The sequence below is a fragment of the Roseicyclus sediminis genome (assembly GCF_025515305.1).
GTDB lineage: Bacteria > Pseudomonadota > Alphaproteobacteria > Rhodobacterales > Rhodobacteraceae > Roseibacterium > Roseibacterium sediminis.
Map to the genome: position 1 here is coordinate 138,455 of NZ_JAOPHT010000003.1, position 19,798 is coordinate 158,252.

Genomic DNA, 19,798 nt, shown 5'->3' on the forward strand with positions numbered 1-19,798 from the left:
GGGGGGAATGCCATGAACGCGCATGTGACGCCGATGATGGCGCAGTACCTGGAGATCAAGGCGCAGTATGCCGACGCTCTCCTGTTCTACCGCATGGGCGATTTCTACGAGATGTTCTTCGACGACGCCGTGGCGGCGGCGGAGGCGCTCGACATCGCGCTGACCAAGCGCGGCAAGCATCTGGACGAGGACATCCCGATGTGCGGCGTGCCTGTCCACGCCGCCGAGAACTACCTTCTGACTCTGATCCGCAAGGGGTTTCGCGTGGCCGTCTGCGAGCAGATGGAGGACCCCGCCGAGGCGAAGAAGCGCGGGTCGAAGTCAGTCGTCCGGCGCGACGTTGTGCGGCTCGTCACCCCCGGCACGCTGACCGAGGACACGCTGCTGGACGCGCGCACCCACAACTACCTCGCCGCATTCGCCGAGGTGCGCGGCGAGGGTGCGCTGGCCTGGACCGATATCTCGACCGGCGATCTCCACGTCATGCCCTGTCCGCCTGTCCGTCTGGGGCCTGAACTCGTGCGGCTTTCGGTGCGCGAGGTCCTGGTACAGGCCGATATGGAGATCGGAAGGCAGGACGCCGTCGCCGAAACCGGCGCCGCCGTCACTCCGCTCGGACCGGGAAGCTTCGATTCAACCTCCGCCGACAAGCGGCTGGCGCGGGTCTTCGAGGTCGCCTCGCTCGACGCGTTCGGCGCCTTCTCGCGGGCGGAGGTTTCGGCGCTGGGCGCGTTGGTAGATTACCTCGAGCTCACCCAGAAGGGCACTCTGCCGCTTCTTCGTCCTCCGAGGCAGCAGGCCGCGTCGCGTCTTCTGCAGATCGACGTGGCGACACGGCGGAACCTCGAACTGACGCGGAGCCTGACCGGCACACGGAATGGCAGCCTTCTGGCGGTGCTGGACCGGACCGTGACGGCCGGTGGCGCGCGGCTGCTTGAACGGCGGCTGTCGGGCCCGGCCACGGACCTCTCCGAGATCCGCGGCCGCCACGACGCGGTGGGCTTTTTCGTCTCTGACACGCCGGTCAGGGACGATCTGAGACAGCGCCTTCGCCAATGTCCGGACATCGAACGCGCCCTGTCGCGTCTCGCGCTCGACCGGGGTGGGCCGCGCGACCTCGCGGCGCTGCGCGATGGGCTGGCCCAGGCCGGCGGGATCGGCGAACGGCTCTCGCAACTGGATCTGCCGCCGACGCTGGCAGAGGCGCGGGAGGGTCTCGAAGGGCATGACGACCTTGCCGACATGCTGGACGCCGCGCTGGTCGCCGAACCGCCCTTGCAGGTGCGCGACGGCGGTTTCATCGCGCCCGGACATGACGCCGACCTGGATGCGGCGCGCAAGCTGCGCGACGAGGGCCGCGGCGTGATCGCCGGGATGCAGGCGGATTACATCGCCGAAACCGGTGTCCAGTCGCTCAAGATCAAGCACAACAACGTGCTCGGCTACTTCATCGAGACCACGGCGACCCATGCGCAGAAGATGCTGTCGCCGCCGCTGTCGGAGCGCTTCATCCATCGTCAGACCACCGCGAACGCCGTGCGTTTCACCACGCTGGACCTGTCGGAGCTGGAAACCCGCATCCTGAACGCAGGCAACCGCGCGCTCGAGATCGAGACGGCGCTGTTCCGGTCCCTGCGCGATGCCGTTCTGGCCGAGCACGATCGCATCGGGCGCGCCGCCGCCGCGCTGGCGGAACTCGACCTCCATGCGTCGCTCGCGGCACGGGCGCGCGAAGGCGACTGGTGCCGCCCCGAGATGCATGACGACCGGCGTTTTACCATCGAGGCCGGGCGCCACCCCGTCGTGGAGGCGGCGCTTCGGAAGTCCGGCGCGCCTTTCGTCGCCAACGACTGCGCCCTGTCGCCGGAAGACCCCGCCGCCGCCATCACGCTCCTGACCGGACCGAACATGGCGGGCAAGTCCACATGGCTCCGGCAGAACGCGCTGATCGCCATTCTCGCACAGATGGGAAGCTTCGTTCCCGCCGAGCGGGCGGAGATCGGCCTCGTTTCGCAGGTCTTTTCACGCGTGGGTGCCTCGGACGATCTTGCGCGCGGACGGTCGACCTTCATGGTCGAGATGGTCGAGACCGCCGCGATCCTGAACCAGGCGGACGAACGCGCGCTTGTGATCCTCGACGAGATCGGACGCGGCACCGCCACATATGACGGACTGTCCATTGCCTGGGCAACGGTCGAGCACCTGCACGAGGTCAACCGCTGCCGCGCGCTTTTCGCCACGCATTACCACGAGCTGACGGCCCTGTCGGAGAAGCTTCCGGGGCTGACGAACGCGACGATGGCCGTCAAGGAATGGGAGGGAGAGGTGATCTTCCTCCACGAGGTCCGGCCCGGTGCCGCCGACAGGTCCTATGGCGTTCAGGTGGCGAAACTCGCCGGTTTGCCTGCCTCGGTGGTCGAACGCGCGCAGACCGTTCTCGAAGCGCTGGAAAAGGGAGAGCGCGAAGGCCCCGAGCGAACGATGCTGATCGACGACCTGCCCCTGTTTTCCGTGAAACCACAGGCCGCGCCCGGCGCCCCGAAGGGCCCTTCGCCGGTTGAAGAGCGCCTGAAAGACATCCACCCCGACGCGCTCAGCCCGCGCGAGGCGTTGGACCTCGTCTATACCCTGAAGGGCCTTCTGGGCGAGTGATCAGCTGCCGGGCGTGGAGGACACGCCCACCTGCGCCGGCCGCAAGAGCCTGTCGTGCAGAAGGAAGCCCTCGGCCATCACCTGGATGATATCGCCGGCCTTGGTGCCGGGCACGGGGGCCTCGAACATCGCCTGGTGCAGCTGCGGGTCGAACGCCTCGCCGACCTCGGGCGCGACGGGCGTCATCCCGTGCTTTCCGAAGACCGACAGAAGCTCCCGAAGGGTCAGCTCCACGCCCTCGATCACGGGGCCGGCGGCGGCACGGCTTTCCTCGCCGGCGGCGTCGAGCGCGCGGCGCAGGTTGTCGTAGACCGGCAGAAGATCACGGGCGAGCCGCGAGCCGCCGTAATGCTCGGCCTCGCGGCGGTCACGTTCGGCGCGCTTGCGGCTGTTCTCGGCATCGGCGAGCGCGCGCAGCATCCGGTCGCGCAGTTCGTCCCGCTCGGCCCGCAGGAGATCGAGCTCGATCAGCGGATCGGGCGCGCCGTCATCCGCTGCGTCCATCATCTCCTGCTCTTCTGCGATCTCGTCTTTCTTCGGCTCTGCCATCTTACCCTCTTACGATCGGTCGGAGATCATGCGCCCGACCAACTGTGCCGTGTAGTCCACGATCGGAACGATGCGACCGTAGTTCAGCCGCGTGGGTCCGATCACGCCCACTGCGCCCACGATCTTCCGGTCAGCGTTCATATATGGAGAGACCACGAGACTGGAACCCGAAAGTGAGAACAACTTGTTCTCCGAGCCTATGAAAATGCGCACGCCGTCGCCGGCCTCGGTCAGTTCGAGGAATTCGGCGATGTCGCGCTTGCGCTCGAGGTCGTCAAAGAGCTGCCTGATGCGGTCGATCTCTCCCTCGTCCGCGCCCGTTCCCAGAAGGTTCGAGCGTCCGCGCACGATGAGCCGCTCCGTCGGCTGACCGGCATTGTCCCAGACGGCAAGCCCGCTATCGATGAGCGAGCTGGCCAGTTGGTCGATCTCGCGGCGGCGGGTCTCGATCTCTTTCGCCATGACCCCGCGAAGCGAGGACACCGTCTGCCCCGCAAGCCGGGCGTTGAGGAAATTCGCGGCCTCCCGCATCGCGCTGGGCGTCGTGCCTTCGGGCGGGACGAACAGGCGGTTCTCAACGTGGCCATCGGCGAAGACCAGCACGACAAGCGCCTGTTGCGGCGAAAGCGAGACGAAGTCGATGTGCTGGATCGGAGCCTCGTGCTTGGGGGCAAGGACCAGGCTTGCGCCCCGCGTCGCCGCCGACAGCGCGGCGCCGACGCGATCGAGCACGCCCTGGATATCGGCGGAGTTCGAATCGAGGGTGTCGTCGAGGGCGTGCCGGTCTTCCTCGGCGAGGTCGCCCATCTCGAGGAAACCGTCGACGAACAGGCGCAGACCGAGTTGCGTCGGCACCCGTCCCGCCGAGACATGAGGACTTCCGAGGAGACCGAGGAATTCGAGGTCCTGCATCACGTTGCGGACCGTCGCCGCCGAGACGCTTTCCGACAGGGTGCGAGTCAGGGTCCGCGACCCCACGGGAGACCCGGTCTCGAGATAGCCTTCGACCACCCGCCGGAACACTTCCCGGGACCGGTCGTTCAGCTCATCCAGTATGCGGCCCTGTTCTGTCATCTCCGATGAACATGTGTGCGCTGCGCGCGGGCTTGCAAGGCCTTTCGGGCTTGCGGGTCCAAGCCCATGCGGACTATGCGTGCCCCGGGGCCTCCCCCGGACAACCAGGAGAGTTTTATGCGTCCTTCCGGCCGAAACCTAGACGAAATCCGCGAGATTTCCATCGAGACCGGCGCCACGAAACACGCCGAGGGTTCCTGCATCATAAGCTGCGGCGACACGCGGGTGCTGTGCACGGCGAGCCTGGAGGAAAGGGTGCCGCCGTTTCTGAAGAACACCGGGCTCGGCTGGGTGACGGCGGAATACGGGATGCTGCCCCGCGCGACCCACACGCGGATGCGGCGCGAGGCGGCGTCGGGCAAGCAATCGGGCCGGACGCAGGAGATCCAGCGCCTGATCGGCCGGTCGCTGCGCGCGGGCATAGATCGCTCGGCACTGGGCGAGCGGCAGATCACCGTCGACTGCGACGTGATCCAGGCCGATGGCGGCACGCGCTGTGCCGCGATCACCGGAGGTTGGGTCGCACTTCGGCTGGCGGTCAACAAGCTTCTGAAGGCAGGCGATATTTCCTCGGACCCGATCCTCGACCATGTCGCGGCCGTGTCCTGCGGGATCTATGCCGGTCAACCCGTCCTCGACCTCGACTATGCCGAAGACAGCGAGGCGGGCACGGACAGCAATTTCGTCATGACGGGCAAGGGCGCGCTGATCGAGGTTCAGGCCAGCGCCGAGGGCGCCGCCTTCAGCCGGGAGCAGTTCGACGAGATGTATGCGCTCGCCCTTCAGGGGGTAGACGCCCTGGTCGCCGCGCAGGCGAAGGCCGTCGCCTGACATGCGGCGTTTCACCGGCGATACCCTTCTGGTCGCGACGCACAACCAGGGCAAGCTGGAGGAAATCGCGCACCTGCTGGAGCCTTTCGGCATCTCCGTGACCTCCGCGAAGGAGCATGGCCTGCCCGAGCCGGAGGAAACCGGCACCACCTTCGTCGAAAACGCGCGGATCAAGGCACATGCCGCCGCAAAGGCCACGGGCCTGCCCGCGCTCGCCGACGATTCCGGGCTTGAGATCGATGCGCTTGGTGGCGCGCCAGGCGTCTACACCGCCGACTGGGCCGAGACGCCGACCGGCCGGGACTTCGTGATGGCGATGCAGCGCGCGCATGATGAACTCGAAGCCTTGAACGCGCCCGAGCCGCGGACCGCGCGGTTCTGCTGCACGCTGGTCCTCGCCTGGCCGGACGGGCATGACGAGGTCTTCCCCGGCATGATGGACGGCCGCATCGTCTGGCCGATGCGCGGCGACCAGGGGCATGGCTACGACCCGATCTTCCAGCCCGACGGCTCGGGTCTGACCTTCGGCGAGATGGATCGCTGGGAGAAGAACCGCATCAGTCATCGCGCCGACGCCTTCGCCAAGCTGGTGAAGATCTTTGGCGATGGCTGAGACGCCGGGGGACTTCGGTCTCTACATCCACTGGCCCTTCTGCCAGGCGAAATGTCCCTACTGCGACTTCAACAGCCACGTCGCGGCCAGCATCGACCATGATCGCTGGCTTCGTGCCTATCTGTCTGAAATAGATAGACTTTCTTCCGAAACAGGTCCTCGGACGCTGCGCAGCATCTTCTTCGGTGGAGGCACGCCCTCGCTGATGTCGCCCGATACAGTCGCCGCGGTGCTGGACGCTGCGCGCGCGGCGTGGCCCTGGGCCAACGACGTGGAGATCACGCTCGAGGCGAACCCGACCTCCACCGAGGCGGGACGCTTCCGCGGCTTTCGCGAAGCCGGGGTGAACCGCGTGTCGGTGGGGGTTCAGGCGTTGAACGACACCGACCTGAAACGCCTTGGCCGCCTTCATTCGGCGACGGAGGCCCGAGCCGCCTTCGACCTGGCGCGCGAGACGTTTCCGCGTGTCAGTTTCGACCTGATCTACGCCCGCCAGGACCAGACGCCCGAGGACTGGCGCCGCGAACTGGCCCAAGCGCTGTCCATGGCCGCAGATCACCTGTCGCTGTACCAGCTGACGATCGAACCCGGCACGGCCTTTGGCGACCGTTTCGACCGGGGCCTGTTGCGCGGCCTGCCGGACGAGGACGCCGGCGCCGACATGTACGAGATCACGCAGGACCTGTGCGGTGCCGCCGGGCTGCCTGCCTACGAAGTCTCGAACCACGCCCACGACGGGGCGCAATCGCGGCACAACCTGATCTACTGGCAGAGCGGCGACTGGGGCGGCATCGGCCCGGGCGCGCATGGGCGGCTGACGCTGGACGGCACGCGCTGGGCCACGGCGACGGCCCTGTCGCCGGCGGGTTGGCTGACACGGGTGGAAACGGACGGAACGGGCGAGACCGAACGGACGGCGATGAGCCCGAGAGAACGTGGCGAGGAATACCTGATGATGGGTCTGCGCCTCGCGGAAGGCGTCGATCTTTCGCCTCTCGCCACGCTGCTCGGCGACGAGTTTCCGCTTGCCGGGATTAAGGGCCTCGAGGACCTCGGCCTTGTCGAGCGGGACGGGACGTATCTCAGAACCACGCGCGCGGGACGGCCCGTCCTCAACGCGATCCTGCGGGAGCTTCTGGCCTGATCAGGCGCGGTTCAGCAGCCGGATCAGGTCGTCAAGAGCACCCAAGTCCTTGTATTTTATTATCAATTTGCCGTTTCCGTGCGACTGGTCATGTTCGATTGAAACCGACATCCCCAGCGCCGCCGACAGATCGCCCTCAAGGGCACGGGTGTCCGCATCCTTCTCGCCACCCGTCTTCGTGCCGCCGCCCTTCCGGCCGCCGCCGCCCGATTTTGCGAGCTTCTCGACCTCCCGCACCGAGAGACCGCGTGCCACTGCCTGACGCGCCAGACCCGAGGGATCATCCGTCGTGATCAGAGCCCGCGCATGTCCGGCGGACAGGCGGCCATCGCGCAGCATTTCCAGCACATCCTCGGGCAGGCCGAGAAGCCGCATGAGGTTGGCGATGTGGCTCCGGCTCTTGCCCATGGCGGTTGCCAGCTGCTCCTGCGTATGGCCGAAGCGGTCCATGAGCTGGCGATAACCCTGCGCTTCTTCCACCGGGTTCAGGTCGGCGCGCTGAATGTTCTCGATGATCGCGACTTCGAGAACCTCTGTATCGTCGAAGTTCCGCACGATCACGGGCACCTCGTGCACCTGCGCCCGCTGTGCCGCGCGCCAGCGGCGTTCCCCGGCGACGATCTGCAATGTCTCGGACCCGCCTGGATCGGGCCGCACGATGAGGGGCTGGATCACGCCCTTTTCGCGAATCGACGCCGCGAGCTCATCCAGGGCGTCTTCGGCGAAGGTGCGGCGCGGCTGGTTCGGATTGGGGACGATGCGCTCCACCGGAACCATGCGTTCACCGCGCTGGGGAGCGGCCTCGCGTACAGGCGCCTCCGCAGGCTGCATGTCGGCCATCAGCGCCGAGAGACCCCGGCCCAGTCCCTTGCGATTCTGCGCCATTACACCCGCTCCTTCACCTTGTTGCGTTCAAGGAATTCCTGCGCGAGGTCGAGGTAGGCCTCGCTCCCCTTGGAACCGGGGTCGTAGTCGATCACCGGAAGCGCATAGGACGGCGCCTCGCTCACGCGGACGTTTCGCGGAATGCGCGTCTGGTAGACGAGATCACCCAGGGTCTCGCGCGCATCCTCCTCCACCTGGCGGCACAGGTTGTTGCGCTGATCGTACATGGTCAGGACGACGCCCTCGATCCGCAGGTCGGGGTTCGCGGAATCGCGGACCTCCCGCACCGTCAGCAGGAGTTGCGACAGGCCTTCCAGCGCGAAGAACTCGGTCTGCAAGGGCACAAGCGCCGAGTCGGCCGCGACAAGCGCGTTGACCGTCAGCAGGCTGAGCGACGGCGGACAGTCGATCAGGATGATGTCGTAAGGGCTTTCGCCCGTTCCGCGAAGCGCGGCGCGCAGCAGTCCGGTGCGATTGCCATGGTTGACGAGATCGACGTCGGTGGAGCTCAGGTCCGTGGTGGCGGGGGCGATGAACAGGCCGTCGACCTGCGTCGGAAGCACCACCTTGCGCAGCGGAACTTCGTCCACGAGCAGGTCGTAGGTCGTGAACATCCGATCCGACGGAACGATCCCGAGGCCCGTGGACGCGTTACCCTGCGGATCGAGATCCACGATCAGGACGCGCTTCTTCATCCGAGCCAGCGCCGCGCCGAGGTTGATGGCGGTCGTCGTCTTGCCAACGCCCCCCTTCTGGTTCGTCACGGCGAGGATTCGGGGGCTGCTATGCGGCATGGGCGAGGTTCCGGATGCGGAGAATGACGGAGTCGCGGGCCGTCACGGACGGCAGGATCTCCACCTCCATCTGCCAGTGGGCGGCGGCGGATTCAAGCTCCTCGCCGTGGTTCGCGCCCTTTTGGAACAGGCAGGTGCCCCCTGGACCCAGATGCGGCGCGGCCCAGTCCAGCAGCTGCGGCAAAGGGGCAAGCGCACGGGCGGAGATGATGGCGGCATTCTGGGGCGGCAAGACCTCCACACGGGCCGTCGTAACAGTGACGGAAACACCGGTCTGGCGCGCCACCTCCCTGAGGAAGCTGCATTTTCTGACGTCGCTATCGACCAGCGAGAAGGTCAGATCGGGCGCCTTCTCATGCGCGACGATGGCGCAGACAAGGCCGGGGAAACCTCCGCCGCTTCCGATGTCCAGCCAGGGACCGCTGTGCACGGGTGCTGCGGCGAACACCTGAACGGAATCGAGAAAGTGGCGGCTCCAGGCCTCCGAGACCGTGGTGCGCGCGACCAGGTTCACCGTTTTCTGCCACTTCAGAAGGAGCGCATGGTAGAGGTCCAGCCGCTCCAGTGTTTCACGTGAAACATCGGCGCCGATACGCGCTCGCGCTTCCGCCTCCGTCACGCGGAACGCCGCCTGTCCTGCTTGATCCGCGTCAGGATCAACGCCAGCGCTGCCGGCGTCATCCCGTCGATGCGACCGGCCTGCCCCAGAGTTCGAGGACGGATTCGCGACAGCTTCCCGCGCAGCTCCGTCGAAAGACCCGTTAACGTGTCATAGTCCAGGCCGCTCGGGATCTCCTGCCCCTCATCGCGGCGCATGGCCTCGGCATCGCGGGACTGACGTTCCACATAGGTCGCATAGAGCGCCTCGATCTCCAGCTGCTCAAGGATGGGCTCAGGCAGATCTCCCAGTCCGGGTGCGAGCGGCGCAAGATCTGCAATGCCGATATCCGGAAATGCCAGGAGCATCATGCCATCGCGCCGCTGACCGTCGTGGTTTACCGGCAACCCATGCTTTCGCGCCTCCGTCGGCGTGAGGGAAAGCCCGGCCAGTGCGACACGCCCCTGTTCCAGCAATTCCATCCTGCGATCAAAGCCGGAGGCGCGGGCATCATCGAGGATACCCCAGGCGCGAGCCTTCGGCATCAGCCGTTGGTCGGCGTTGTCAGAGCGCAGCGACAGTCGATACTCCGCGCGCGAGGTGAACATTCTGTAGGGTTCCGACACGCCCCTGGTCACAAGGTCGTCCACGAGCACGCCGATATAGGCTTCGTCCCGCGCAAAACGCGCCTGGTCCAGCCCCATGACCTGACGCGCCGCGTTCAGGCCCGCAACCAGACCCTGGGCGGCCGCCTCCTCGTAGCCGGTCGTGCCGTTGATCTGGCCGGCGAGGAAAAGGCCCGGCAACGCCTTGAGTTGCAGGGTGTCGTCGAGGCTCCGCGGGTCGACGTAGTCGTATTCGATGGCATAGCCCGGTTGCAGGATCTCCGCCCGTTCCAGCCCCTTGATGGAACGGACATAAGCCTCCTGCACCTCGGCGGGCAGCGACGTCGAAATCCCGTTGGGATAGACGACCTCGCTATCGAGGCCTTCGGGTTCGAGAAAGACCTGGTGCGAAGATTTGTCGGCAAACCGGACGACCTTGTCCTCGATCGACGGGCAATACCTGGGCCCGACCCCCTGGATATGGCCGCCATACATCGCGGACCGTGACAGGTTGCGGGCGATGATGTCGTGCGTTTCCTCGTTGGTGTGAACGATCCCGCAGGCGATCTGGCGCACATGGGGGCCGCTCGAGAGAAACGAGAACATCGCCGGCTCGTCATCGGCCGGCTGCATCTCGAGACCGTCCCAATCGATGCTTCCACGATCAAGGCGCGGAGGCGTGCCTGTTTTCAGGCGCCCCATCGGCAGGCCCAGATCCTCCAGCCGCTCTGCCAGACGTATCGAAGGCTTGTCTCCCATGCGCCCGCCGGGACGGGACACATCGCCGATATGAATGACACCGCGCAGAAAGGTCCCCGTCGTCAACACGACGGCCCGCGCCGGAATGGTGGACCCATCGGCTAACGCCACACCCGTGATCTGCCCTCCGTCGGTCAACAGATCGGCGACTTCACCCTCGATGACGGTGAGACCTTGCTGCCCGCGGACGGCCTCGTGGATCGCGGCCTTGTAGAGCTTGCGGTCCGACTGCGTGCGGGGACCGCGCACTGCCGGCCCCTTTCGCCGGTTCAAAAGGCGGAACTGGATCCCGGAACGGTCGGCCGCAAAACCCATCACCCCGCCCAGCGCATCGATCTCTCGGACAAGGTGGCCCTTCCCGAGGCCTCCGATAGCCGGGTTGCAGGACATGACGCCAATCCCGTCCCAGGACAATGACACGAGCGCGGTAACAGCGCCCGCGCGGGCAGCGGCAGCAGCGGCCTCCACGCCGGCATGGCCGCCACCGATGACGACGACGTCGAACTGGTCATGTTTCACGTGAAACACTCCTACTTCCCGATGCAGAAGGACGCGAAGATCTCTCCGAGGATGGCCTCTACATCGATGCGACCCGTCAACGAGTCAAGCGCGCGCATCGCATCGCGCACATGTTCCGCGGCAAGTTCCGGCGTCTCGGACATCTGCTCCAGCAAGTCCGTGGCGACCGACAGGGACCGCGTCGCCTCGATCATCGCAGCGCGGTGCCGTTGATGCGTGGCAGTCACGATACCCTGCATGCGATCTGAAAGTACATCATGGACCCGGTGCAGAAGCGTGTCGACACCCGCCCCCGTCTTGCCCGACACCCCGTCGCCCGTAAGATCCGATTTGCCCGAAATGACGATGTCACCTTCCTGGAGCAGTTCCTCCGGCGGGCTCTCACCAGCGGAGAGAAGGAAAATGCGGAGGTCGGCATCGGCGGCACGCGTCCGCGTCCGTTCAACACCGATCCGCTCGATCGCGTCCTGCGACACCCTGAGACCCGCAGTATCAAGCATCGTGACGGGGATTCCATGCAGGTCGAGCCGCACCTCGAGGATGTCCCGCGTCGTACCGGCAATCTCCGACGTGATCGCCACATCCCGACCCGCTATGTAGTTGAGAAGAGTGGATTTTCCGGCGTTCGGTGCGCCAAGCAGCGCAACCTCGAACCCGTCACGGACACGCTCCGCCACGCGGCTGCCTTCGATCTCTCGGGACAGGCTATCCGCCACTTCCACCAGGAGTGACGCCACTTCGGGCGACACATCGACGGGCACTTCCTCATCCGCGAAGTCGATCGTTGCCTCGATCAGGGCCGCGGCGCGCAGGAGACGTCCGCGCCATTCCGTTGCCCTCGCGCCGAGCTGACCCTGCAGCAGGCGCATGGCCTGCTTTCGCTGCGCTTCCGTCTCTGCCGACAGGAGATCGCCAAGCCCCTCCACCTGAGCGAGGTCGAGCTTGTCGTTCATCAGGGCGCGCCGGGTGAATTCCCCGGCTTCGGCCGGCCGTGCCTTGCCGGTTTCGCCGAGCAAACGCTCAACCGCGGAAATCACAGCGGGGCTGCCATGCAAGTGGAGCTCGACGATATCCTCGCCGGTGAAGCTGCGCGGGGCCCGGAACGTCAGGACGAGCGCTTCGTCAATGATCCCGGCATCCCGGTCCCGGATCGTGCGCAGGCCGGGACGGCCCACATCCGGCAAGGAACCGGAAAGGGCTTCGGCCACGGCAAAGGCCTCCGGGCCGGAAATCCTGACGATGGCGACGCCGGACCGACCCCTGACCGTCGCCAGGGCAAAGATCGTGTCCATCCCCCGCCCCGTCCGGCTGTCAGGTGTTCATCGAGTCGAAGAACTCGGAATTCGTCTTTGTCTGCTTGAGCTTGGAGATCAGGAACTCGATCGCATCCGTCGTGCCCATCGGGTTCAGGATGCGGCGCAGAACGAAGGTCTTCTGCAGATCGCCCTTGTCGACAAGCAGCTCCTCCTTCCGGGTGCCGGACTTGAGGATGTCCATCGCCGGGAAGACGCGCTTGTCCGCAACCTTGCGGTCCAGCACGAGCTCGGAGTTACCCGTGCCCTTGAATTCCTCGAAGATGACCTCGTCCATCCGGCTGCCGGTGTCGATCAGCGCCGTGGCGATGATGGTCAGCGATCCGCCTTCTTCGATGTTTCGGGCAGCCCCGAAGAAGCGCTTCGGCCGCTGCAGCGCGTTGGCGTCCACACCGCCCGTCAGAACCTTGCCCGAGCTGGGCACCACGGTGTTGAAGGCACGGCCAAGACGCGTGATCGAGTCGAGCAGGATCACGACGTCGCGCTTGTGTTCCACAAGGCGCTTGGCCTTTTCGATCACCATTTCCGAGACGGCGACGTGCCGCGTCGCAGGTTCGTCGAAGGTGGAGGAAATGACCTCTCCCTTCACCGAACGCTGCATGTCCGTGACTTCCTCGGGCCGTTCGTCGATCAGGAGAACGATCAGGTAGCACTCGGGGTGATTGGTCTCGATCGAATGGGCGATGTTCTGAAGAAGAACCGTCTTGCCGGTCCTGGGCGGCGCCACGATCAAGGCACGCTGCCCTTTGCCGATGGGCGCGACGAGGTCGATGATCCGCGCGGAACGATCCTTGATCGTCGGATCCTCGATTTCCATCTTCAGCCGCTCATCGGGATAGAGCGGGGTGAGGTTGTCGAAGGCGACCTTGTGCTTTGCGCGGTTGGGATCCTCGAAGTTGATCTTCGAGACCTTCGTCAGCGCGAAGTAGCGCTCCGTTTCGCGCGGGGCGACGATGACCCCTTCAACCGTATCCCCTGTCCGCAGCGAGTGCTGGCGGATCATCTCCGGGGAGACATAGATGTCATCCGGACCCGGCAGATAGTTGGCCTCGGGGCTGCGCAGGAACCCAAAACCGTCCTGGAGCACCTCGAGCACGCCATCGCCCGAGATTTCCCAGCCTTCGTCCGCGCGTTCGCGCAGGATCTCGAACATCATCTCGCCCTTGCGCATGGTCGAGGCGTTCTCGATCTCGAGATCCTCGGCCATTGCCAGCAGGTCTTTCGGCGACTGGGCCTTGAGATCGGCGAGGCGCAGGGTTTCTTCGGTCATGGAATTCACCATTGGCAGGCGGACCCCTGTTCGGGTCACGTGCATCAGTAATGTTCGCTGGGCTGCTCCACCGGACGGCAGGCATGGGGTCAGCTAAGGCCCTCTCTGCAAAAAGTCAAGAAACCGGCCCAGTGCACAGGCGGTTCATCCTTAAGGAAGAGTTTTCTTTAAGGTTTTTGAGTCTTGTAGGACCGTTGAGAACCGGGAAATCCGGGTTCAGGTCGCCTTTTTCACAGGATTGCCCAAGTGTTGGGTGGGTTCCAGGCTCATCGGCGAATAAACCCGACATCCCTTTTTTATGTAATTGAAACAAAGTTTTAACCGAGAATATCGTGGGGTTAACCTGTGGAGGAACATTGGGGAAAGGAGTGAAACCCGCTTTCCCCCAGGTACAAGGCGACCTGACACTCCCCGGGGACAAGTTCATCGCTGAATCGGGACAACCCGCGAAAGTCGGTGGCCACCAATCCAGCCGCACGAATGCCACACGCCTTTTCACAGCCGCGCCCGCCGCCTATCAACAGGATGACCCAGAACAAAGGTGATCTTGTGCCCGCACTTGTCCTCGCCTCGGCCTCCGTCACGCGGCGGCAGATGCTCGAAAACGCCGGGATTCCGTTTGAAACGCTGCCCGTGCGAATCGACGAGGAGGCGATCCGCGCCTCGATGGAGGCCGAGGGCGCGACGCCGCGCGACGTCGCGGATGCGCTGGGTGAGTTCAAGGCGCGCAAGGGCCAGGAGAAGCGGCCCGATGCGCTGGTGCTGGGCTCCGACCAGGTCCTTGCGCTCAAGGGCCGCGTCCATGGCAAGCCCGCCAGCCGTGAGGACGCGGCGGCGCAGCTCCTCCTGCTTCAGGGCCAGACCCACATGCTTCTGTCTTCGGCCGTCATCTACCATGAGGGTGCGCCGATCTGGCGGGCGATCGGTCAGGTCCGGCTGACGATGCATCCCTTGTCCGAAGCGCAGATCGAGGCCTATCTCGACAGGGTCTGGCCGGATGTATCGGGGTCCGTCGGCGCCTATCATGCCGAGGGATACGGCGCGCGCCTGTTCTCCCGCATCGAAGGGGACTGGTTTTCCGTTCTCGGCCTTCCATTATTGGAGGTCTGTTCCTTCCTGAGATTGCGAGGCTGGCTCGACTGATGGCGACCAAGGAAATTCCGCTGGCCGGCGTGATCGGCGATCCCGTATCTCACAGCCTGTCCCCGAAGCTTCACGGACATTGGCTTCGTCGCTACGGATTGCGCGGGCACTACATCCCCATGCGTGTGGCGCAATCGGACCTGGCCGAGGTTCTGCGCGTCCTGCCGATGATGGGTTTTGTCGGTGTGAACGTCACCATCCCGCACAAGGAACACGTGCTGTCGCTGGCCGATACGGTCACGGACCGTGCCGCCCTTATCGGGGCGGCGAATACGCTGACCTTCACGGCACAAGGTCGCATGCAGGCCGACAATACAGATGGCAGCGGGTTTCTCGCCAATATCCGGCAGGCGATCCCCGGATGGACGGCAAAGATGGGCCCTGCCCTCATCCTGGGCTCGGGCGGCGCCGCCAAGGCCATCGTCTGGGCCCTGCTGAACGACGGCGCGCCGGTCGTCTACGTCGCCAACCGCACCCGTTCCCGCGCCGATGGCCTGAAAGAGCAGTTCGGCGCCCGGGTCTCGCCGCAGGACTGGACGATGATCCCCGATCTCGTGCGCGAGGCGAACCTGATCGTGAACACCACCTCCCTCGGCATGCGGGGCCAGCCACCGCTCTCCGTGGATCTCTCGGGCGCGACGCCGGCGACCATCGTGACCGACATCGTCTATACGCCTCTGCGCACCACGATCCTCGAACAGGCGGAGGCGCAGGGATGCCAGACGGTGGACGGGCTGGGGATGCTGCTCCACCAGGCGGTGCCCGGTTTCGAGCGGTGGTTCAGCTATACGCCCATGGTCGATGACGAATTGCGCGCGGCGGTCCTGTCGTGAAACCGCTGGTTCTCGGCCTTACCGGCTCCATCGGAATGGGAAAGTCGACCACCGCTTCGATGTTCGCGGATCTGGGTATTCCCGTTTGGGACGCCGACGAGGCGGTGCATCGGATCTATGGTGCCGGCGGTCCTGCCGGCGGCCCGATTTCGACCCTGACCGGCGGTGTAGTGACGAAAGACGGCGCAGTGGACCGGGCCGCCCTGCGCGTGGCGATCGCCGAGGATCCAGGCCTTCTCAAGCGGATCGAGACCATCGTTCATCCGCTGGTCGCCGCCGACCGGGCCGCCTTTCTCGAGGCCAACGGGGACGCGGAGATCGTCGTGCTCGACATCCCGCTCCTGTTCGAAACCGGGGGCGCGGCCGCCATGGATCGCGTCGCGGTCGTCTCGACGGATGCAGACACGCAGCGCCGCCGTGTTCTCGAAAGACCGGGAATGGACGAGGCGACGTTCGAGCGTCTCCTGTCGCGCCAGGTGCCTGATGCGGAGAAACGCGCGCGCGCCGATTTCGTGATTCCTACCGATGACCTTGATACCGCCCGCGCGGCCGTGAAAGAACTGGTCGAAAGGCTCCGGGCAGAGAGGATGCGCGATGCGTGAGATCGTACTGGACACCGAGACCACCGGCCTCGACCCGTTCGATGGCCACCGGATCGTCGAGATCGGGGCCGTCGAACTCTGGCATCAGGTGCCGACGGGGCGCACCTATCACCAGTATCTGAACCCCGAGCGCCCGATGCCGCAGGAGGCTTTCGACGTTCACGGGTTGAGCGATGCGTTCCTCGCCGACAAGCCGCTGTTCTCTGCCATCGTGGGCGAGTTCATCGAATTCCTGGAGGATTCCAAGCTTGTGATTCACAACGCAAGCTTCGACATGCGTTTCCTGAACGCGGAGCTTGAATGGGCCGGTCGGCCCACCTTGCCCTCCGACCGGGCCATCGACACGCTGGCCATCGCGCGGCGTCGCTTCCCTGGATCGCCCGCGTCCCTCGATGCGCTGTGCCGGCGCTTCGGCATCGACAATACGATGCGCCAGAAGCACGGCGCCCTGCTCGACTCCGAGATCCTGGCTGACGTTTATCTGGAGTTGATCGGCGGCAAGCAGCCCGATTTCCAGTTGGGCGTGGCCGACCACCGGAACGTTTCGGGGTCCACGGAACCTGCCTGGCGCCCACGTCCCCGGCCCGAGCGCCTTCCGACACGCATTACCGAAGCGGAGAAGGCGGCACACGCCGCCTTCGTCGAAGAGCTTGGGGCCGAAGCCGTCTGGACGCGCTACGACTAGGCGTCGGCGACAGGCTTGGCCGCAACGCGCTGGGCCAGTTGCTGCCGGTAGAGCGCGAGGAAATCGATCTGGTCGAGATTGAGCGGCGGGAAGCCCCCGTCCCGCGTCACGTCGGCCACGATCCGGCGCACCCAGGGGAACAGCATCCGAGGGCACTCGATCAGAAGATAGGGGTGAAGCTGCTGTTCCGGAACGTTTTCCACCCGGAAGACACCGCCGTATTCCAGCTCGAGCAGGAAGACCGTCTCGGGCGCATCGCCCTTCGTCTTGCTCTCGATCTTCAGCTTCATGATGATGTCGTACTGCCCCTCGGCCTCGCGCTTGCGGGCGTCGAGGGCGACCTGGACCTGGATGTCGGGCTGAACGTTGGCCTGCATCGCCTTCTGCGCGGCCACGTTCTCGAAGGACATGTCGCGGATGAACTGGCCCAGGACCTGCATCCGCGGCAACTCGGGCTGCGTGCCCTGCTGAGCGCCCGCCGCTTCGGGTTGGGTGCCACCGTTGGTATCGGACATCTCTCTCTCCGTGTTGTGCATCGGCGGTTCCTCTAGCAGCCCCGGCTCAAGGCCTCAATGGCGTGTCCAGCCCGAAGGCCCGTCCCGGGGCGGCGTTTCCTCTGTCTCGGCCTCGTATTCGCCTTCGATGATGTCGCCCCGCGCGGTCTGTGGCCCGGGCCCGCGCCAGTGCGGGCTGCCGCTCGTCACCGTCTGAACGTTGATCCGTTCCTTCAGCCGCCGCAGCAGGAAGGCCCGCACCGGCGGCACCAGAAGCGCAAAGCCCACGGCGTCGGTGAAAAAGCCGGGCGTCAGAAGCAGGGCGCCCGAAAACAGGATCATCGCGCCGTGTGCGAGGGGGTCGGTCGGGTCGTTCAGTTCCTCGAAACTCCGCCTGAGCCGCATCAGCGTCTGGCTTCCCTGCGAGCGGACAAGGAACGTGCCGGCCACCGCCGTTGCCACGACGATTGCCAGGGTCGGCCAGAGACCGATCAATCCGCCGACCTGGATGAAGAGGGCGATCTCGATCAGCGGAACGAGAAGGAACGCTAGGAATAGCCACATGGGTCGGATGCTCCGGTGTTGCGCGACGATGGGCGCCCCTGCCGCCTCTTGTCGCGTTCGTGGGGTCATGGACTTGATGGGTCCCCTCGCCTACATATGTCCCGTACAACCGACGATGTAAGTCCTTCCCTCCCCGCCCGAGGTTCCGCGCATGAATTCATCCCTTCTGTCGCTCCTTGTCCTCGCAGGCATTGCGATCTTCCTGATCCTTCGCCTGCGCAGCGTGCTGGGCACGCGCGAAGGCTTCGAGAAACCGACCGTGCGGCCGGTTCCCTCGCGCGCCGACGCGCGCCGCGACTTCGAGGTGATCGAAGGCGGGCCGGATGACGACATCACCGACCATGTCGAGAACGACAGCGAGGCTGCCAAGGCGCTTGCCGCCATGAAGATGGCCGAGCGCGGCTTCAACGTGCGTGAGTTCCTGCAAGGTGCGCGCGGCGCATACGAGATGATCCTGATGGCGTTCGAGCGTGGTGACGTCGACACGCTGCGCACGTTCCTAGCCGATGATGTCATGGAGACCTTCGAAGGCGTGATCCGCGACCGCGAGGCGCAGGGTCTGTCCATCGACGCGGAATTCGTCGGTATCCGTGAACTTGCCCTGCAGAACGCGACCTTCGACCGCGCCACGAACGAGGCCGAGGTCACCGTGCGATTCGTCGCTGAACTGACGTCCGTCGTCCGCAATGCGGAGGGACAGATCGTCGAGGGCGACGCCAGCGAGATCAAGCGCCAGCGGGACGTCTGGACCTTCGCCCGCACCATGGGTAGCGACGATCCCAACTGGGTGCTGGTGGCGACCGACGGATGACCGATGCGGGGCGCGCGCAGCTTCGCCATCGCGGCGCTCGCGTCGCTGTCGCTGACCTTCATGCCTCCTGTCCTGACTGAGGCCGTGGCCGAGACCTCCGCACAACTCCTCGATTTCGCCGATCTGGACGGATGGGACGCGGACGACCACGCCGCGGCCCTGTCCGTTTTCCGCAACACCTGCGGCGACCTTGACGAGACGGACTGGCAGGGGCTCTGCGCGATCGCGGCGACCGCGCCCGACGCACGCACCTTCTTCGAGCTGTTCTTTCGTCCGGTCCTGATCGGCGGCGACCAGACCGCGCTGTTCACGGGTTATTTCGAGCCCGAACTCGACGGATCCCGCACCAGGACGTCGCGGTTCCGATATCCCGTCTACCGTGTCCCTCCCGAACTTGGCGAAGGGCAGCAATGGCTCAGTCGCGCCGAGATCGAGACGACAGGCGTTCTGGAGGGTCGAGGCCTCGAAATCGCCTGGGTCGATGACGCAGTGGAGTTGTTCTTCCTCCAGATCCAGGGATCGGGTCGCATACGCCTGACCGACGGAAGCGTGATCCGCGTGGGCTATGGCGGACGGAACGGGCACGCGTACCGGTCTGTCGGGCAGGAGATGGTGCGCCGGGGCATCTACGCCCCGCACCAGGTCTCGGCACAGGTCATCGCAAGCTGGGTGCGCCGGAACCCCATGGCGGGGCGGCAGTTGCTGCACCACAATCCTTCGTACATCTTCTTTCGCGAAGTCGATATCGCGGACCCCGAAACAGGACCGCTTGGGGCGATGAACCGGTCCATCACGCCGCTGCGGACCATAGCCGTCGACCCGACCTACACGCCGCTGGGCGCGCCGGTCTGGATCGAGAAGGCCGGCGACGCACCGATGCACCGCCTGATGATCGCGCAGGATACCGGCGGCGCGATCCGTGGGGCACAGCGCGCCGACATCTTCTTCGGCTTCGGCGATGCGGCGGGCGAGGCCGCGGGGACGGTCCGCGATCCGGGCCGAATGGTCGTTCTTCTGCCGATCGAGCGCGCGCACCAGGCCGTTCCGGACGCCTGAGCGG

20 protein-coding genes are annotated in these 19,798 nt (G+C 65.5%); 10 read left to right on the forward strand and 10 right to left on the reverse strand.

The window, feature by feature from the left end:
• Window positions 1–12 precede the first annotated feature (12 nt).
• Window positions 13–2,652: a DNA mismatch repair protein MutS gene (gene mutS / locus N8I71_RS05500; protein WP_262876940.1), complete on the forward strand. Its 2,640-nt coding sequence runs from the start codon at window positions 13–15 to the stop codon at window positions 2,650–2,652.
• Here the strand turns inward: mutS and N8I71_RS05505 are convergent, their stop codons facing one another.
• A complete protein-coding gene (locus N8I71_RS05505; protein WP_262876941.1) occupies window positions 2,653–3,201 on the reverse strand; it encodes a nucleotide exchange factor GrpE in 549 nt (182 codons plus the stop codon). It lies immediately after the preceding gene.
• 9 nt (window positions 3,202–3,210) lie between these two features.
• Window positions 3,211–4,275, reverse strand: coding sequence for a heat-inducible transcriptional repressor HrcA (gene hrcA, locus N8I71_RS05510; protein ID WP_262876942.1), 1,065 nt, complete (start codon window positions 4,273–4,275; stop codon window positions 3,211–3,213).
• A 117-nt stretch (window positions 4,276–4,392) separates the two neighbouring features.
• Here hrcA and rph point away from each other — a divergent pair, with 117 nt between their 5' ends.
• The 3 genes from rph to hemW are packed head-to-tail and all read left to right on the forward strand — an operon-like array spanning window position 4,393 to window position 6,863.
• On the forward strand, window positions 4,393–5,106 hold the full coding sequence (rph, locus tag N8I71_RS05515; protein ID WP_262876943.1) for a ribonuclease PH: 714 nt from the start codon (window positions 4,393–4,395) through the stop codon (window positions 5,104–5,106).
• A 1-nt stretch (window position 5,107) separates the two neighbouring features.
• Window positions 5,108–5,719 (forward strand): RdgB/HAM1 family non-canonical purine NTP pyrophosphatase, encoded by a 612-nt coding sequence (rdgB, locus tag N8I71_RS05520; protein ID WP_262876944.1) that lies wholly within the window; start codon window positions 5,108–5,110, stop codon window positions 5,717–5,719.
• Entirely contained in the window at window positions 5,712–6,863 is a 1,152-nt protein-coding gene (gene hemW, locus N8I71_RS05525; protein ID WP_262876945.1) for a radical SAM family heme chaperone HemW, read from the forward strand. The genes rdgB and hemW overlap by 8 nt, the downstream gene beginning before the upstream one ends.
• Here the strand turns inward: hemW and N8I71_RS05530 are convergent, their stop codons facing one another.
• The 6 genes from N8I71_RS05530 to rho are packed head-to-tail and all read right to left on the reverse strand — an operon-like array spanning window position 6,864 to window position 13,606.
• Window positions 6,864–7,703, reverse strand: coding sequence for a ParB/RepB/Spo0J family partition protein (locus N8I71_RS05530; protein ID WP_406676074.1), 840 nt, complete (start codon window positions 7,701–7,703; stop codon window positions 6,864–6,866).
• A gap of 44 nt (window positions 7,704–7,747) precedes the next feature.
• On the reverse strand, window positions 7,748–8,542 hold the full coding sequence (locus N8I71_RS05535) for a ParA family protein (protein WP_262876947.1): 795 nt from the start codon (window positions 8,540–8,542) through the stop codon (window positions 7,748–7,750).
• Window positions 8,532–9,161 (reverse strand): 16S rRNA (guanine(527)-N(7))-methyltransferase RsmG, encoded by a 630-nt coding sequence (gene rsmG / locus N8I71_RS05540; RefSeq protein ID WP_262876948.1) that lies wholly within the window; start codon window positions 9,159–9,161, stop codon window positions 8,532–8,534. The genes N8I71_RS05535 and rsmG overlap by 11 nt, the downstream gene beginning before the upstream one ends.
• Entirely contained in the window at window positions 9,158–11,032 is a 1,875-nt protein-coding gene (gene mnmG, locus N8I71_RS05545) for a tRNA uridine-5-carboxymethylaminomethyl(34) synthesis enzyme MnmG (protein ID WP_262876949.1), read from the reverse strand. Before mnmG ends, rsmG begins: the two co-directional genes overlap by 4 nt.
• A 2-nt stretch (window positions 11,033–11,034) precedes the next feature.
• Window positions 11,035–12,315, reverse strand: a complete 1,281-nt coding sequence (gene mnmE, locus N8I71_RS05550) for a tRNA uridine-5-carboxymethylaminomethyl(34) synthesis GTPase MnmE (protein ID WP_262876950.1) — start codon at window positions 12,313–12,315, stop codon at window positions 11,035–11,037.
• 19 nt (window positions 12,316–12,334) lie between these two features.
• Entirely contained in the window at window positions 12,335–13,606 is a 1,272-nt protein-coding gene (rho, locus tag N8I71_RS05555; RefSeq protein ID WP_262876951.1) for a transcription termination factor Rho, read from the reverse strand.
• A gap of 525 nt (window positions 13,607–14,131) precedes the next feature.
• Between rho and N8I71_RS05560 the strand changes: the two genes are divergently transcribed.
• From N8I71_RS05560 to dnaQ, 4 genes are read left to right on the forward strand one after another with little or no spacing between them, the layout of a single operon-like run.
• Window positions 14,132–14,749, forward strand: coding sequence for a Maf family protein (locus N8I71_RS05560; protein ID WP_262876952.1), 618 nt, complete (start codon window positions 14,132–14,134; stop codon window positions 14,747–14,749).
• A complete protein-coding gene (locus tag N8I71_RS05565; RefSeq protein WP_262876953.1) occupies window positions 14,749–15,582 on the forward strand; it encodes a shikimate dehydrogenase in 834 nt (277 codons plus the stop codon). Before N8I71_RS05560 ends, N8I71_RS05565 begins: the two co-directional genes overlap by 1 nt.
• Window positions 15,579–16,184 carry a dephospho-CoA kinase gene (gene coaE, locus N8I71_RS05570; protein WP_262876954.1) on the forward strand — a complete coding sequence of 202 codons (606 nt, stop codon included), beginning with the start codon at window positions 15,579–15,581 and terminating at the stop codon, window positions 16,182–16,184. Before N8I71_RS05565 ends, coaE begins: the two co-directional genes overlap by 4 nt.
• Window positions 16,177–16,869 carry a DNA polymerase III subunit epsilon gene (dnaQ, locus tag N8I71_RS05575; RefSeq protein WP_262876955.1) on the forward strand — a complete coding sequence of 231 codons (693 nt, stop codon included), beginning with the start codon at window positions 16,177–16,179 and terminating at the stop codon, window positions 16,867–16,869. Before coaE ends, dnaQ begins: the two co-directional genes overlap by 8 nt.
• On the opposite strand, the gene secB is transcribed toward dnaQ, so the two are convergent.
• Both secB and N8I71_RS05585 read right to left on the reverse strand, forming a co-directional pair.
• Complete coding sequence (gene secB / locus N8I71_RS05580) at window positions 16,866–17,384, reverse strand: protein-export chaperone SecB (protein WP_262876956.1); 519 nt, start codon at window positions 17,382–17,384, stop codon at window positions 16,866–16,868. The two genes, dnaQ and secB, sit on opposite strands and share 4 nt — an antisense overlap.
• Window positions 17,385–17,438: 54 nt before the next feature.
• A complete protein-coding gene (locus N8I71_RS05585; RefSeq protein WP_262876957.1) occupies window positions 17,439–17,927 on the reverse strand; it encodes an FxsA family protein in 489 nt (162 codons plus the stop codon).
• A gap of 151 nt (window positions 17,928–18,078) precedes the next feature.
• Between N8I71_RS05585 and N8I71_RS05590 the strand changes: the two genes are divergently transcribed.
• Window positions 18,079–18,738 carry a Tim44/TimA family putative adaptor protein gene (locus N8I71_RS05590; protein WP_262876958.1) on the forward strand — a complete coding sequence of 220 codons (660 nt, stop codon included), beginning with the start codon at window positions 18,079–18,081 and terminating at the stop codon, window positions 18,736–18,738.
• Between the two features lie 3 nt (window positions 18,739–18,741).
• The gene (gene mltA, locus N8I71_RS05595; RefSeq protein WP_406676075.1) at window positions 18,742–19,794 is read left to right on the forward strand and encodes a murein transglycosylase A; all 1,053 of its coding nucleotides are present in this window, start codon (window positions 18,742–18,744) and stop codon (window positions 19,792–19,794) included.
• Window positions 19,795–19,798 lie beyond the last annotated feature (4 nt).

Bases quoted from the DNA above. Each gene is read 5' to 3' on its own strand.
- mutS (WP_262876940.1), top strand. From the start codon at position 13: ATGAACGCGCATGTGACGCCGATGATGGCGCAGTACCTGGAGATCAAG.
- N8I71_RS05505 (WP_262876941.1), bottom strand. From the start codon at position 3,201: ATGGCAGAGCCGAAGAAAGACGAGATCGCAGAAGAGCAGGAGATGATG.
- hrcA (WP_262876942.1), bottom strand. From the start codon at position 4,275: ATGACAGAACAGGGCCGCATACTGGATGAGCTGAACGACCGGTCCCGG.
- rph (WP_262876943.1), top strand. From the start codon at position 4,393: ATGCGTCCTTCCGGCCGAAACCTAGACGAAATCCGCGAGATTTCCATC.
- rdgB (WP_262876944.1), top strand. From the start codon at position 5,108: ATGCGGCGTTTCACCGGCGATACCCTTCTGGTCGCGACGCACAACCAG.
- hemW (WP_262876945.1), top strand. From the start codon at position 5,712: ATGGCTGAGACGCCGGGGGACTTCGGTCTCTACATCCACTGGCCCTTC.
- N8I71_RS05530 (WP_406676074.1), bottom strand. From the start codon at position 7,703: ATGGCCGACATGCAGCCTGCGGAGGCGCCTGTACGCGAGGCCGCTCCC.
- N8I71_RS05535 (WP_262876947.1), bottom strand. From the start codon at position 8,542: ATGCCGCATAGCAGCCCCCGAATCCTCGCCGTGACGAACCAGAAGGGG.
- mnmE (WP_262876950.1), bottom strand. From the start codon at position 12,315: ATGGACACGATCTTTGCCCTGGCGACGGTCAGGGGTCGGTCCGGCGTC.
- rho (WP_262876951.1), bottom strand. From the start codon at position 13,606: ATGACCGAAGAAACCCTGCGCCTCGCCGATCTCAAGGCCCAGTCGCCG.
- N8I71_RS05560 (WP_262876952.1), top strand. From the start codon at position 14,132: ATGACCCAGAACAAAGGTGATCTTGTGCCCGCACTTGTCCTCGCCTCG.
- N8I71_RS05565 (WP_262876953.1), top strand. From the start codon at position 14,749: ATGGCGACCAAGGAAATTCCGCTGGCCGGCGTGATCGGCGATCCCGTA.
- dnaQ (WP_262876955.1), top strand. From the start codon at position 16,177: ATGCGTGAGATCGTACTGGACACCGAGACCACCGGCCTCGACCCGTTC.
- secB (WP_262876956.1), bottom strand. From the start codon at position 17,384: ATGTCCGATACCAACGGTGGCACCCAACCCGAAGCGGCGGGCGCTCAG.
- N8I71_RS05585 (WP_262876957.1), bottom strand. From the start codon at position 17,927: ATGTGGCTATTCCTAGCGTTCCTTCTCGTTCCGCTGATCGAGATCGCC.
- N8I71_RS05590 (WP_262876958.1), top strand. From the start codon at position 18,079: ATGAATTCATCCCTTCTGTCGCTCCTTGTCCTCGCAGGCATTGCGATC.
- mltA (WP_406676075.1), top strand. From the start codon at position 18,742: ATGCGGGGCGCGCGCAGCTTCGCCATCGCGGCGCTCGCGTCGCTGTCG.